Origin of the sequence: Paenibacillus sp. GCM10028914 (assembly GCF_042666275.1) — a bacterium.
Lineage (GTDB): Bacteria > Bacillota > Bacilli > Paenibacillales > Paenibacillaceae > Paenibacillus_AQ.
In genome coordinates, this window is sequence record NZ_JBHTFO010000004.1 from 169,137 (window position 1) to 184,045 (window position 14,909).

At 42.6% G+C, this 14,909-nt stretch carries 11 protein-coding genes; 4 read left to right on the forward strand and 7 right to left on the reverse strand.

Going from position 1 to position 14,909, the window contains the following annotated elements:
* Positions 1–20 precede the first annotated feature (20 nt).
* Both ACFQV5_RS03400 and ACFQV5_RS03405 read right to left on the reverse strand, forming a co-directional pair.
* Positions 21–944: an AEC family transporter gene (locus ACFQV5_RS03400; RefSeq protein WP_379243663.1), complete on the reverse strand. Its 924-nt coding sequence runs from the start codon at positions 942–944 to the stop codon at positions 21–23.
* A 226-nt stretch (positions 945–1,170) separates the two neighbouring features.
* Positions 1,171–1,890, reverse strand: a complete 720-nt coding sequence (locus ACFQV5_RS03405; RefSeq protein WP_379243665.1) for a 3-ketoacyl-ACP reductase — start codon at positions 1,888–1,890, stop codon at positions 1,171–1,173.
* Positions 1,891–2,057: 167 nt separating this feature from the next.
* Between ACFQV5_RS03405 and ACFQV5_RS03410 the strand changes: the two genes are divergently transcribed.
* Positions 2,058–4,220, forward strand: coding sequence for a class I SAM-dependent methyltransferase (locus ACFQV5_RS03410; protein WP_379243667.1), 2,163 nt, complete (start codon positions 2,058–2,060; stop codon positions 4,218–4,220).
* Positions 4,221–4,292: 72 nt separating this feature from the next.
* Here the strand turns inward: ACFQV5_RS03410 and ACFQV5_RS03415 are convergent, their stop codons facing one another.
* The 3 genes from ACFQV5_RS03415 to ACFQV5_RS03425 all read right to left on the reverse strand — a co-directional run bounded on the left by ACFQV5_RS03415 (position 4,293) and on the right by ACFQV5_RS03425 (position 6,474).
* Positions 4,293–5,045 carry a peptidylprolyl isomerase gene (locus ACFQV5_RS03415; protein WP_379243669.1) on the reverse strand — a complete coding sequence of 251 codons (753 nt, stop codon included), beginning with the start codon at positions 5,043–5,045 and terminating at the stop codon, positions 4,293–4,295.
* Positions 5,046–5,231: 186 nt separating this feature from the next.
* Positions 5,232–5,624 (reverse strand): hypothetical protein, encoded by a 393-nt coding sequence (locus ACFQV5_RS03420; protein ID WP_379243671.1) that lies wholly within the window; start codon positions 5,622–5,624, stop codon positions 5,232–5,234.
* A 136-nt stretch (positions 5,625–5,760) separates the two neighbouring features.
* On the reverse strand, positions 5,761–6,474 hold the full coding sequence (locus ACFQV5_RS03425) for a hypothetical protein (protein ID WP_379243673.1): 714 nt from the start codon (positions 6,472–6,474) through the stop codon (positions 5,761–5,763).
* 287 nt (positions 6,475–6,761) lie between these two features.
* Between ACFQV5_RS03425 and ACFQV5_RS03430 the strand changes: the two genes are divergently transcribed.
* Positions 6,762–8,216, forward strand: a complete 1,455-nt coding sequence (locus tag ACFQV5_RS03430; RefSeq protein WP_379243675.1) for a SulP family inorganic anion transporter — start codon at positions 6,762–6,764, stop codon at positions 8,214–8,216.
* 115 nt (positions 8,217–8,331) lie between these two features.
* On the opposite strand, the gene cuyB is transcribed toward ACFQV5_RS03430, so the two are convergent.
* Both cuyB and ACFQV5_RS03440 read right to left on the reverse strand, forming a co-directional pair.
* Positions 8,332–9,045, reverse strand: coding sequence for a cysteate racemase (gene cuyB / locus ACFQV5_RS03435; RefSeq protein WP_379243677.1), 714 nt, complete (start codon positions 9,043–9,045; stop codon positions 8,332–8,334).
* On the reverse strand, positions 9,038–10,519 hold the full coding sequence (locus ACFQV5_RS03440) for a UDP-N-acetylmuramoyl-L-alanyl-D-glutamate--2,6-diaminopimelate ligase (protein WP_379243680.1): 1,482 nt from the start codon (positions 10,517–10,519) through the stop codon (positions 9,038–9,040). Before ACFQV5_RS03440 ends, cuyB begins: the two co-directional genes overlap by 8 nt.
* A gap of 380 nt (positions 10,520–10,899) precedes the next feature.
* Between ACFQV5_RS03440 and ACFQV5_RS03445 the strand changes: the two genes are divergently transcribed.
* Both ACFQV5_RS03445 and ACFQV5_RS03450 read left to right on the forward strand, forming a co-directional pair.
* On the forward strand, positions 10,900–12,789 hold the full coding sequence (locus ACFQV5_RS03445) for an ATP-binding protein (protein ID WP_379243682.1): 1,890 nt from the start codon (positions 10,900–10,902) through the stop codon (positions 12,787–12,789).
* A gap of 206 nt (positions 12,790–12,995) precedes the next feature.
* Positions 12,996–14,894, forward strand: coding sequence for an ATP-binding protein (locus tag ACFQV5_RS03450; protein WP_379243684.1), 1,899 nt, complete (start codon positions 12,996–12,998; stop codon positions 14,892–14,894).
* Positions 14,895–14,909 lie beyond the last annotated feature (15 nt).

Sequence of the window (14,909 nt, forward strand, 5' to 3'; positions counted from 1 at the left end):
CCTCCAGAATACAAGTCTGTTTAAGCTACAAGTTTGGCTAAAGATATTAAGCCAGTGATAGTAATAACATTTAATATAGTCGACAGGAGCACGGTTTGTGCGGCAAAATCAGGTTCATTCTGATATTCTTCCGCAAGGATCGATGTGTTTACACCAACCGGCATGCCTGAGGCAATAATAAGGGCTTGAGCGGGTATACCTTTAAGACCAAGAGCGAATACGATGAGAATACCAATGGCAGGCGCTGCTAGCAGCCGGAGTGCTACACTGAGATATACATCCAGTCGGCGCAGCCGCAGCGGGTACTTAATGATCTGAGCACCAAGCGTCAGCAATGCGATGGCGACTAGAGACTGGTCGGCATAGATCAGCGGCCTGGACACAAAGACAGGCAACGGTACCGCGAAAGCGTGCATGAGCAGGCCCAGAATAAGCGCGTAGGGTACCGGCATTTTTAGAAAACCGATTATTGCGTGTCGGTATAAGCCTTCCGTTTTTGCGCCTTGAATGGAGATGACTCCATAGGTAAAGGTAAGCAGACTTTGCAGAGACATGATCAGCGCTTGAACAGAGCTGGCCAGAGGATCCCCTTTAAAGACAAGGTCATTAATGGGCATACCATAGTTCCCGGAGTTATCTAAAATAAGACTGTTCGTAAAGGCAGCTCTCATCCCGCGGCTAAATTTGCGGCGTGTTGCAGTTAGACGACCGATGAGATAAAGAGCAGATACATATATTGCATAGAACAGAGTAACGGTCCCCAGCAGTTTAGGCGACATTTCAGACTCATACATACTCATAAATACAGCGGCCGGGGTAATATAATAAAAATTGATTTTAGCCAATGTGTATAGGTCCAATTTAAACGCACGCTGCATAAGGATTCCGAAACCGATAAGGACAAAAATAGGTAGAACTACTTCCAGAAGGATGTCACTGATCATAAGGTGTTATTCATCTTCTTTCTATCAACATAAGGCTATGTAGGCACCAAGTCATTATATCATGCCAATTCTGTTTGCACACCGTTCACTATGTATGTAGTAGGTTCTTTTGGTGTCAGCTCATTAGACTAGACTGTTGATATATAAACAAAGCCGTCATATCCCTATAAAGGAATTGACGGCTTTGATATGTTTAGAGGCCATGTATGAAATACAAAAGATTCATTTATTGAGGGTTAGTAGTCCAGATCCCTGCGGTTTTTACGAAGACACGAGCAGGAAGCTTAAGCGCGGCTAGAGCCAACTCAGCAACATCTTCCGGTTGCATCATATGTTCCTCATCACCGATCTTGAGTCCTGCGTTAACGGCTAAATCTGTATTTACTGTGCTTGGTGTCAGTGCGGTAACTCGGATATTGTGCTTACGCACTTCTTGCAGTACTGCCTCAGTCAGACCCATCACAGCAAACTTGGAGGCATTGTATGCCGAACCTGTTGCAAACCCGCGTTCTCCAGCAGTGGAGGAAATGTTGATGACATCCCCTTTACGGTGTTCGATCATACCTGGTAGTACGGCACGAAGCATATGATAGGTACCCATCAGATTAACATCTACGATACGTTTCCATTGCTCCGGATCCATTTCAAGCAAGTTACCAAATTGGGCAATGCCTGCATTATTGATGAGGATATCAATCGCTCCAAGTTCCTGACTGATTGTGGAGAACGCCGCTTCTGCTTCGCTCTGTACAGATATATCGGCTATGGCAGCGATCGCTTTAACACCATATTGTTCTGTAACGAGTTGTCCAAGGGCTTCAAGGTCGGCTCCTGTCCGGGAGATGAGGCCAAGATGAACGCCTTCCTTTGCGAGGGCAATCGCTAATGCCCGTCCGATCCCTTTTCCTGCTCCGGTGATGATGGCTGTTTTATTTTTTAAGCTCATGCGATTCACTCCTTATTGGTTTTGGTATGGTTTTCTTCTTAAATTATACCTTGTACAAGGCTTTGATACCAAATCAAGAGATCATATGAGATTCTGTTCTGTTATAATCATATCGATGAAAATTCGGATCGATTCATATAACAACGTATCGGGGAAAGAGGGGTAACATGTTACGATCACTTGAAGCTATATCCGCCTATAGGCAAGGAGATTCGTCTGTTATAGATAAATATGATTGGCTTAGATTAATCGTTTCTGCTGAAGAACGAATTGTGAACTTAGAGCGCATTACTTCCATTAGCGAATTGACACAAGCTAATCCTGTACTCGATTATGTGGAGCGGACTTTGGAGATTCTTAATGATTTACCGGTCTCCTTTTGGATCAGAGAAGTACTCGAGGACGTGCTCATCTGGTCTGAAACGGCAAAAGGAGGTACGATTCGAGAACGTATCAGATGGCAGGAATCGGGTATCAATCTGTTTGTTCATAACATAGGTTCGGGGGAGCTTTATGCAAGGTATATTGGAGAACGATATGGAGAAATGAGCTATCGTCACAAGATTATCTATACCCTTATTTCAACGCACGGCCTTGTGGGTCAATATATTCGGGGTGAGGTCGTCTTTCGCGAGAATCACAACTTAACAGAGTTAGTTAATGCAGGGTATCTGACCTCGGAGGAACTTACCCGGTTACTCGTTCCGCTCAACCGCTGTATTATGGCTGGCGTGTCAGAGGAACTATGGAGTACCGTCGCAAGCGAGACGAGGGAGATTATTACAGCTATAGCCTCTGGAGAGGAGCCGGAAGAGCGAACATATATCAAACGGCTGGAACGCCTTCGTGCTGGATGTATCCAGGAGGGGGAATCGTTTCATTTAGCTTTGTCCCGAATCGAATCGGAAACAGAACTTTCCGCTGCCTTGACTCCACTTGATGATCTGACACTATGGTATGTAGAAGCGGCACTGCAGGATTTCTCCGTAGAAGAATTTATAAAGGTACTGTTGATCAGCCTGCATGGGATGATTGAGTGTTCGGGATTGAATTCTGAAACGGCTATTAAATCGATTGCTGATCGTGCTAAATGGGAGCAAGGTAATGTTGTTCGACATCTGAGTTTTGAACCTCTTATGAACGATATGTATTACGATTATAAGGGTGTTAAGAAGTTGAACGTATATAAAAAAAGAATGATTGAGCAGTACTTGCGCCATATGAATTGGGATGCGTGCCTTCAAGGTGATTCTGGAGATAGTCCGCATTTACGTTATCGATTGGAGCAAAAAGCGGGGCTTGACAACACGGTCTTTTTTACATTTGAATTTTCTCAAGCCGCAGAGAAATTGATTGAGTTTTGTATTGAAGCTGAAAAATCACCGCTCTACGAAAAAGCCGTTCTGATGTTGTTCGATCTTTTCGGACTTCGCCGAGATGCGTATGATCGTTTCCACAATGAAGAGACCTATTTACAGGATATGAACAGCTCCGGTGATTACAAAAAAGTTATTCTAGAATATATAGTCGGTTCACAGGTAGTCGATATTGGGCCAGGTGGAGGCATACTCCTTGATCTGATTGAAGAGCAACTTCCAGAAGTACATGCTGTAGGTATAGATATTTCCTCCAATGTTATTGAAGCTCTGGAGAAGAGAAAGCGGATGGAGGGACGAAGCTGGGGAGTCGTAAAAGGAGATGCCCTGAATCTCGGACAAGATGTAGAACCGGGGAGTGTGGATACAGTTATCTTCTCATCCATATTACATGAGTTGTTCTCTTATGTTGATTTTGAAGGCTCACGTTTTAATCCTGCGACTGTAAAGGCTGCTCTTAAAAGTGCTTATGATGTTTTGTCGCCGGGCGGCAGAATCATTATCCGAGACGGAATTATGACAGAGCCGGAAAATCAGGTTCGGCGTATCCGGTTTCTCGAAGAGGATGGTATGCAGTGGCTGTCACGATATGCAGAAGATTTTAAGGGAAGAAAGATCAGTTATGTGGTCGTGGCAGAGAATGAGGTAAGTATGTCGATAAATGATGCGATGGAGTTCTTGTATACCTATACCTGGGGCGAGGAAGCGTACATACATGAGGTACAGGAACAGTTTGGTTATTTCACACCATCACAATACGAATCCATGATTCGTGAAACGCTAGACAATGATGCCGAATTTCTGGTGAATAAACATTATCTACAAGAAGGATATTCCGAAGCTCTAACAGGTAGGATCGTGTTTATGGATGAGACAGGAAACCCTGTCACTCTCCCTGATAGTACATGTCTTATCGTCATTGAAAAGCCTTCGCGCATTCGTTCATCTATATAGAAAGAAGAGGACAAAGCTGCATCAATGTATAATGCAGGCTTGTCCTCTTTTGGAATTGATTCATACTTGAATTTATTGCTTTTCAGGTTCTGGATACTCTTTACCCAGTGTGTCTACCGTTACCTTCTTCATCGTTGGTAGTGGATCAGGGCGGTCACTGCCATCAGTAGGAAGTGCAGCAATCTCATCCACAACCTCCATACCTTCCGTTACTTTACCAAAAGCAGCATACTGGGTGTCCAGATGAGGAGCGTCGGCATGCATAATAAAGAACTGAGAACCAGCAGAGTTCGGATCGTTGGTTCTGGCCATCGAAAGTACTCCACGAGTATGCTCCAGATCATTCTGAACGCCGTTAGAGGTGAACTCACCCGCAATGCTATAGTCTGGGCCGCCTCCGCCTGTGCCATCCGGATCACCGCCTTGAATCATGAAGCCGGGAATAACACGGTGGAAGACAACTCCATCATAAAAGCCCTTTTTTACTAAAGAAATGAAGTTGTTAACTGTATTGGGAGCAACCTCAGGGTAAAGCTCGAGTTTAATGATTTTGCCGCTGTCCATTTCAATAGTAACGACAGGATGGCTTGCTTCAGGATCAGGCACAACCAAATTTGAAGGCGTTGTTGGTTCCTCGGTTGTAGGTTCGGTTGAAGGCTCGCTTTTGGATTCGTCTGAGGACTCGTTTGTAGACTCGGTTGTAGATCCGCTGGCATTACTACTATTATTGTTTTCTCTTTCTTCGTCCACGCCACAGCCACTTAAGATCACTAGCAGGGTCATAACGGAAAATAGGACGATCATTAGCTTGTTCCTTTGTTTCATTGTGCTGGTTCCCCCTATAATATGGTTCTTGGTTGTATCTTAACACATGTCCTGCTGTACGGAAAATGCCGCCGAGGGACTAGATCCTCGTCCTGATAGCACCTAAAAATAGAAATCCCCTGCCAATTCATGCAGGGGATTATCATAACTTGTTCTGAAGAAATGCGGAGATCTAAGCAGTTTCTGCTACTTCGCTCGATAAATACCTTCCACTTTGTTCAGTGGAAATAAAATTCGGGAAGGGGATTTTCCTTTTCCCATCAGTTCTATAAAATCAGAGCCGATGCGAACCAGGCGAATCCGGTTAAATGCGCTGCCACTCGGAAATGTAGTTCTTACTCCAACAATAATGCTTTTGCGTGGAGGCTTGGTATCGAACACACGTATGGAGTTAAGGCTGTTAGGAACAAATAATTCGCCCTGTACCTTAATGAAATTAGATTTGTATATGTGTTCTAGCCGTCCAGGTTCAAGTCCCGTATTGGGCGCATTTATCTCTACGAGATGTCCTTTTAAAGTGGCAAGTCGCTGTTGAAGCGTAATGAGACGTCCTCCTTGTAAAGACAGAATTCCCTTCATGTATATCATCCTTCCATGGTCATCTGCATTATTGTATGATGAAAGGATCAATTTGGCATGATGAAAGTGCGAAAAACTGCCTCGCCTGGTTCAGCGAAGCGGTTCTTTGTTCTATCCGAATTATGAGTGAATCGGATTAAAAATTATCCGGCAACTTTCGGCCTGTCTCATCATCTACCCCACCAATACCGTTCAGAAGATCAATTCCATGTTGGTCTAAACCATCGGGAGTAGCAGGGTCAACAGGACTGCCGGCTTGAAGTTCATCCGCATCCGGGACATCTTCCAGTGGCATTTCGGCTGAATCCACCGGTTCAGAATGGGACGACGACGCATCTAGAGCGTCTCGTTTACTTAGAGATTCTGTATCGTCATGATATGCCGGATTGTAAATGGGATCCCGGCGCGGATAAGTTGCATTTGCTTCTTTACCGAGCGTAAAGGCAGCATCTGCTGGAACATGATCTAGTGGCAGTGTGCCAATTTTTTCGGCTTCAAAGTCACTATTTTCTTCATCATAATCACTACTTATTTGTCTGTCAGTCGGATTGACATGATCCTCTTCGCCGAGTTTGCGGTTATCAGGCTGTGCCCCTGTTGCACGCCATGCTTCTAGTGCGCTATAGTCCGGATCGAGTTTTTCGTCCTTGTGGGCATCGGCAGGTCCAGCTTCGTTTTGACTGAATCCGCTATGGTCAGCATCTTCACTGCTCAGACTTTGACTGGTATTTTTCCCTGCATTTTTAAGCTCATCTTCGGGGATATCAGTCATTGGATCAACAGGATTCATTTTCTCATATTGCAGATGTACCAAATCCGCATACGTATTTCGGTTCATCTCATCACGCATCTCACACATCTCCTTTCAAATTAAGTATTACTTCGTATACTGGAACTTTACCCCCTCTACGGTGATTGAATCCTTGTATTTTAGCATCAGCAAGCGACTTGTGATCTATATTGTCCCCACTTGGATACCATCTATGATAGATTGCTCTCTGATTTCTAAGTCAGGTTAATAAATATTATTTTGAGTGATAAACCGTAACCATTAAGCTATAATCGAAAAAGTGACTATCGGCCCTTACAATTCTGAAAGTGAGTGTCAAATTACAACATAGAGGGAGTGCCAGCAATTTGATTCAATGGTTTAAACAAGGTTTTTTTGGTAATGTTCGTAAAGATTTTCTGTCCGGATTAACGGTGGCGTTTGCACTCATACCTGAGGCCATTGCCTTTTCGATTATGGCAGGGGTTGATCCGATGGTAGGCTTGTATGCTTCGTTTGTTATTGCTGTCAGTATTTCATTCTTCGGAGGACGTCCCGGGATGATTTCTGCAGCTACTGGTGCGATGGCATCCTTAATGGGCCCACTTGTCGTAAAGCATGGGATTGAGTATTTGTTTGCTGCTACGATATTGACGGGGATTATTCAGTGGCTGCTAGGTGTAATGAAGTTTGGTAGAGTTATCACTTTCGTACCGCAATCCGTTATTACAGGCTTTGTAAATTCGCTTGCGATTATTGTTTTCATGGCTCAGATTCCGAATTTCAAAGGAGAGTCGTGGCCCATGTATCTAATGGTAGCGGGAACGCTGCTCATTATTTATCTGCTTCCGCGACTGACGAAAGCTGTACCTTCTGCACTTATTGCTATAATAGTCATGACTATTATTACCGTCAGCTTTAAAATACCAGTTGCAACAGTAGGCGATATGGGCAGCCTTACGCAATCATTGCCTATTTTTCATTTGCCTGAAGTTCCGTTCAATCTGGATATGATTATGACAGTTCTTCCGATTTCACTGGCTCTTGCTGTCGTTGGTATTACTGAATCTTTGCTTACTGCGTCCCTTGTGGATGAATTGACAGAGACTGAAAGTAACAAAAATCGTGAGATCAGAGGACAAGGCATTGCTAACATTTTGACTGGTTTTTTTGGCGGTATGGCTGGATGTGCAATGATCGGACAAACTGTTATTAATATAAAGTCAGGTGGACGTACTAGATTGTCGACGCTGGTATCTGGTGTTTTGCTTCTGTTTCTAATCATTGTCCTTGGAGATGTCGTACAGCAAATACCGATGGCTGCTCTAGTAGGCGTGATGTTCATGGTATCGTTTGGTACATTTGATTGGGGTTCTCTTCGCACACTACATAAGATCCCTCGAGGAGATGCAGTGGTTATGGTCATAACGGTTGTTATTGTCGTGGCAACTTCGAATCTGGCCATAGGTGTAGTTACCGGTTTTGTTCTTAGTGCGGTTAATTTTGGATGGAAAATGGCCCGGATACAGGCTGTTCACAGTCAGAACTCGAGCGGAGCAAAAGTTTACGAAATTAGAGGGCAACTCTTTTTCGGTACGATGAGTTATTTCATTGGTCTGTTTAATGTTCATGAAGATCCAGATCAGGTGATCATTGATTTCTCTCATTCTCATGTGTGGGATCACTCTGCTACCAGCGCTATTGCTAAAGTAATGGATAAATACAATAGAGCAGGGAAGCAGGTTAGAATGATTGGACTAAACAAGGAGAGTAAGGAACTGGTTGATAAAGCGGGACTTAGACCAAGCTCATCTCATTCATAAAGGTGTATTGACTTGCAACAATGACAAAAGACCATTTCTCAGGTAATGCCTGAAGAAATGGTCTTTTTTTGTATCCAGAATATTAAAATGATCTTCGTCGTATGATGACCCATTATTAAACTGCGGCTATATTTTTTCCGGATAATGAAATGGATTTGTTCACAAGTACTTCCATCGCATCGATGGAGCATTCCTTGTAGAAATCACTCAAATGAATACAAGATAATTCAGTACATGCCAGAATGACACATTTACAGTTCTCTTCATACACAAGATGATGAATAAGAGATTCGAGCTTACTAGGGTCTACATTTTTATGGCCTTTTACATCATTGTATATAATATCCATAACTTTCTGCTGAATGGATGAGTCCGGTTCGTATAACGTCATGCCATATCGATCGCAGGTGTCACGATAAATCCCGGTACGGACCGTCCCGTTGGTTGCCAGGATACCGATCTTGCTACCGTCACCATAACGTTCATGAATTGCTTTTACCGTCTCGTCCACCATGTTGATGATGTTGATGCTTGTCATCTGCTGCATTTCGTTATAGAAATAATGGGATGTATTGCAAGGAATAGCGATATTCGAAACTCCCGCCAGCTCCAGCAATTTTAAATCCTTCTCAACCGCGTCCAAGAATAGTTCGCTGCGGCCCTCTAAGATGACTTTGGTGCGATCAGGGAGGGTGGCATGATTCAGGATAATCATATCAATATGATCCTGGTCACACTCGGCTTCTGTATTCTCAATCAATTTCTCGAAAAACACCGAGGTTGCCTGAGGACCCATACCGCCGATGATGCCTAATTTTTTCTTATCCATTATTCAACAACTGCCTCTTTTTGAATTCATTCACAATCTCAGCTTCATTAAAAGGAATTTCTGTCTTTCCGATTACTTGCGTAGTTTCGTGACCTTTACCCGTGATTAGGACGATGTCATTCTTACGACTGATGCTCAGAGCATATTCGATAGCTTCCTTACGGTCAACAATGGCTTTATAAGAACCACCAGCTTCATCCATGGAAGCTATGATCTCAGCAATGATTGCATCCGGGTCCTGGTCTTTAGGGTTGTCCGAAGTGACCACAGAGAAATCAGCATGCTCAGCAGCTACTTTGCCCATGGAAATGCGTTTATCATGTCCGAGTTCACCAGCTGCAGCGTAGACACCAAATACGAGAATGATACGTCCCTTAGCATAAGGTCGAAGTGTCAACAATGCTTTTTCCAGACTGTCCTCGGTATGAGCAAAGTCAACAATGACTAAATTATCGTGGTCTTTATAAACAACCTCCATACGGCCTTTAATACCTTCAACTGCTTGTATACCATCCTTGATTATTTCGAGGTCGATACCATTGCAATATGCACAGGCGATGGCTGCAAGGCTATTTAATACATAGATTTTGCCAGGAAGGTTAACCTTGATTTCTATGCTTCCGCTGGGTGTGTGTACTTTGAAAACGGTAGAATCTATGGAATAACGGATGTCGGTGGCGTACACATCTGCCTTGTTGTCGATACCGTATGTAATCAGTTTTGTGGTGTAATGCTTCACCTTATCAATAAGTCTTTGACCGTAAGGGTCATCTACATTGATGATATTGTAATCTGTAGTTAGATCAAAAAGGAGAGCCTTCGCCTCAAAGTACTCTTCCATGCTGTTGTGCAGTTCCAGGTGATCCGGGGTTAGGTTCGTGAAAATCCCAGTGTGGAAACGGCTGTATGCCACTCGTTTAAGACTAAGTGCATGGGAAGATACCTCCATTACACAGTGACTGATGTCCGACTTTACCATATCCGCAAAAATTTGCTGTAGATAGAGTGATTCCGGTGTTGTGTTTTTGTTCTTTTTCAGCTGATCTCCGATCATTGTACCGATCGTTCCAATGATACCTACATGTTGGCCAGCTTGTTTAAGAATGGACTTCATGAAATAACTAATTGAAGTTTTTCCATTAGTTCCAGTAATTCCGATCATATTTAACTTATTTGTAGGCATATCGTAGAAATTCGATGATAAGAGCGCAAGAGCATCTCGCGTATCCTTAACTTTAAGCACGGTAACAGCCTCGTCCACCTGAACGTCCTTTTCTACGATGATGACATTTGCTCCCAGACTGATAGCTTTAGGAATAAAGTTGTGTCCATCAACAGTGAAGCCGGATATAGCTACGAAGACACTGTTTTGAATCACTTCTCGGGAATCGAAGGCGACTGCCTCCACTTCAATATTTAGATCACCTTTAACGAGATCAAAATCAAGATCTTTCACTATAGAAGCTAATCGCAATGGGGACAGCTCCTTTCTGTATTGTTATCTTTTAAATACCTTTTTGAATATTTTACTACCAATCATAGATGCATATGCAAAGCCCGGTTTGGGATCTTTCCAAATCCCCTGGTGTCAGCAGTTCCATATATGTGATATAAGGAATATTCATTCCTACCTTGTACAGAAGGTTAATGCCTAAGGAGCGAATACGCATAATGATACGAGTATATCAGTTAATAATAATACTTCTTCGTTACATAGATTACAAATAGATTTGATTCATTGGGAGAATTTAAATAACAGTATGCTGATTTCATGATATATTTATAGAGGCTATAATGATTTTGAAAGAGATTGCAAGGTTTTGGACTACGAACAGGAGTAGAGGTGCTAACCGAATGAAGGCTGTGCCTAAGTATTTCGTCGTATTGATTGTTATTGTACTACCGGCGCTACTCCTGCACCTGTTATTGCCAACGGTCGCCGAGGGATCGAACACGTTTTTACCTGATTGGCAGGTGAAGTGGGAGAAAGAGAAGCTGGAAGTAATCAATCCTGCAGCAGTGAGAAATTCTCAGGATTGGCTGAAAGTAAAAGAACAGGAGGTCTCATCTAAGCCGGAAGATGCTGTGTCTGGGTGGTTTCGAGTTACTCTTCCGACAGGTGAGTGGAATGAACCTGGAATTTCTCTTGCACAAGTGACAGGGAAAGACGTCCTTGTTTTCATAGAGAACAAACTTCTTTATGAGAAAAACCGGGATTATATGTATTTGAAACATCGTTTACTGCTTCCCATTGAACAAGAGGATCTGGGGAAGACGATATACATATGGGTTGAAACACCGAGAGGTGCGAACGGCGTTGACGGCCGGATGACGATTGGAGAATTCGGGGATCTTCGTGGGGCATACATCCAGAAGGATCTGGGTGACTTTGTCATGGGTAGCGTCTTTTTATTTATCGCTCTTGTCATGTTCTTTTCCTGCCTTTTTCTCCCCAGACAAACGATGCCCGCATGGATGTCTCTCAGTCTGGTGATTTGCGGATGCGGGATACAACTCATAACATACTCACCATTCTTGTATACCTTTTGCGGAGAATACGGGAAGATCTGGGTAACGCTTTTTGATATATCTATTTTTGTTTTTGTCCCTGCGTTAACATATTATTTCGAAAAAATGTACGGTCAAGGTCCGTTTGGTCTGATCCGGTACATGAGAATCTTTCATGTGGCCTACTCCTTGATATGTCTTGCGTTCATGTTCTTTAATCAGTATACCGATGATCGGTTTTTCAGTGCGTATTATGTAGTTTCGGTGAGTATGCTCGGAGTTATAATTATCTTCCAGATGTTAATTCTTGTTGGAATTACGATTACCTATACGATTAAACGAAGCAAGGATGCTTATATCTTTACGATAGGTTTCAGCTTGCTGACAACTGCAGCTTTAGCCGACCTAGTCACCTTCTATACAAAAAACGGTCAATATCATTTATACCTCTGGAAGTGGGGGGTTCTAGCGCTAATTATCTCCCTCATCGTTATGCTTGGACGGAAATTCGTTCAAAGCCACGAACAAGTAGTGAGATATTCGAAGGAACTTGAGATGTTTAATAATGAACTTCAGCGTTCCGAAAAAATGGAAATCATTAGTGAGTTAGCTGCATCGGTTGCTCATGAGGTGCGTAACCCATTACAGGTAACGAGAGGGTTTATGCAGCTTCTTGGAGAAAGATCCAATCAATCACAGCAGGAATATTTAAGTCTGGCACTGAAGGAACTCGATCGTGCAGCGGCGATTATTACTGATTTCCTTACATTTGCCAAACCTGAGATGGAGCAAGTATCGAGGCTCAATTTGTCTGAAGAACTGCGTCATGTGACAGGGATATTAATGCCTTTAGCGAACATTGGCGGCGGTACTATTCACCTTGATGTACCTAGGACAATATATATTCTTGGGAATTCATCCAAGCTAAAGCAGGCGATGGTCAACCTGGTTAAGAACAGTATTGAAGCCTTGAACGGGGAGGGAACCATTAAAATATGGGCCTATACCGAAAAGGGACAGGCGATCATACATATTCGGGATAATGGGGTCGGGATGGATGTTCGCGAGCTAGAGCGGCTTGGGGAGCCTTACTTCTCCAATAAGACCAAAGGAACGGGGCTTGGATTGATGGTCACATTCCGGATTATTGAAGCCATGCAGGGGAAAATCGATTTTACGAGCCATAAAGGTATTGGGACAGAAGTCGTGATCAGCATTCCACTGGCTCGAGAGTGATCGAGTACTCGAAAAATGTAATATGCATTGTTAGGTCGCTTGAGAAACCATTCTTAGGCGACCATTTTTTTGTGCAAGCATCAACAAATAAGGGATAATTTTTAAATTTAAGGAAATTAGAAGGTAGAGTGCCTATTCATATCGAATTAATTTTAAATACAATTATTTGGAAAACACAATCTTCTATAATTTTATGGTTGAGGTGTATGATGAAATTTGTTTTGGAAGTTAGAGTCTTTATATGGTGCTTGCTTGCTGTTTCTCTGTTGTGTGGATTTTCTAGTATAGCAAACGGAGCACCTGCAGAATCAAAGAGCATTAAGGAATGGGAGGTGCAATGGGGTAATTCCGAAGGACAAGCGCCCGAGAATATACCTTCAAATGTAAAAGCTGATGAATGGCAACGTACTGACACTAGGATCCAAAAACCAGAATCTAAGGACTCGGTGTGGATTAGAGTGGATATTCCAACTTTAAACTCCGCGACACCAGGTATACTGTTCGATAAAATTTATGGAAAACGAATTTCGATTTTTGCGGATCAAGAGAAAATTTATGAATCAAGCCGTTCTTATAACTATCAGTTAAATCAGATTTTACTTCCTCTTCAGAAAAACCTATCCGCTACATATTTATACATATGGATTGAATCCTCAATCGACCATGTTAACTTACAGGACCGAATGTATATTGGCGATTTTCATGGTCTGCTTATCCAATTTGTCCAAAACAATCTGTCAGATATCGTACTCGGAAGCACCTTTATTTTTATAGCCTGTGTGATGTTGATCTGGTCATTCTTCTTAAGTAAACGTTATATCGAAAGCGTTATTTCCCTCTCACTTGTCATTTTGTCCGTTGGAATTCTTGTGTTTACATACTCCCCGTTTCTTTACATGCTTTTCGAGAATCATGGTAGGTTGCTTACACAACTGTATGATATATCTCTATTGATTTTACTACCTTCCTTTAGTTTGTTTTTCGAGAATATATTTGGTCCAGGCTGGAAAGGACTCCTGCGAAAACTGCGCAGATTCCAAATGGGATACTCGGCTTTCTGTCTGATGTTCATGTTCATAAACTTTCTATATTCGGATGGTCTCTATGAACTGTATTATTTCTTCTCTGTAAAGATCCTCGGACTTATGATGATTATTCAATTTATACTGTTGTTCGGAAGTTCGATGATTTATGCGTTTAAAGGAAATAGGACCGCTGTTATTTTCAATCTTGGATTTGCTCTATTCGCTGGCATTGGTCTGGGGGAATTGCTACGTTTTTTTATAAGCGGCAGAGAGTATCAGCTTGTTCTGTGGAAGTGGGGTGTGGCGGGATTCATAGGAGCCTTGATTTTGATATTAGGCAGAGTCTTTGCACAAAACCATGAGCAGGTAATTCAATATTCGAAGGAATTAAAAATGTTCAACGAAGAGCTTCAACGCTCAGAGAAAATGGAGATAATTAGTGAGCTTGCAGCTTCTGTAGCACACGAAGTTCGAAATCCGCTTCAGGTGACCAAAGGGTTCTTGCAATTATTATGTGGGAAAACGAAAACCTTGGATCGCGAATATTTGGATATGGCTCTGGTTGAGCTTGATAGAGCCTCAAACATTATTACGGATTTTCTGACCTTCGCTAAACCAGAACATGGAAAAACATCTGTGCTTCAGGTTGCTGACGAGTTTAAACATATCGAGGGGATTTTAACGCCATTAGCACAGCTGCAAGGAGGGAGCATTTCCGTAGATATTCCGAGTGATATTTGTATTTATGGAAACTCATCGAAGTTTAAGCAGGCGCTAATCAACATTATTAAGAACAGTATTGAAGCGTTGGAGCGAGAGGGGCATATACATATTCGAGCCTATTGTAGTCAGGGGCATGTGTTTATTCATGTACAGGATGATGGGGAAGGAATGGATCCTGAAATTCTGATTAGACTCGGGGAGCCGTATTTCTCTAACAAAACAAAGGGAACTGGCTTAGGATTGATGGTTACATTTCGAATCATAGAGGGGATGCAAGGGAAAATTCATTATAATAGTAAAAAAGGAGTGGGGACTGAAGCCGTAATTTCGCTTCCAGCAGCTGGCGTGAATGCCTGAAACTGCGGTTGGCGG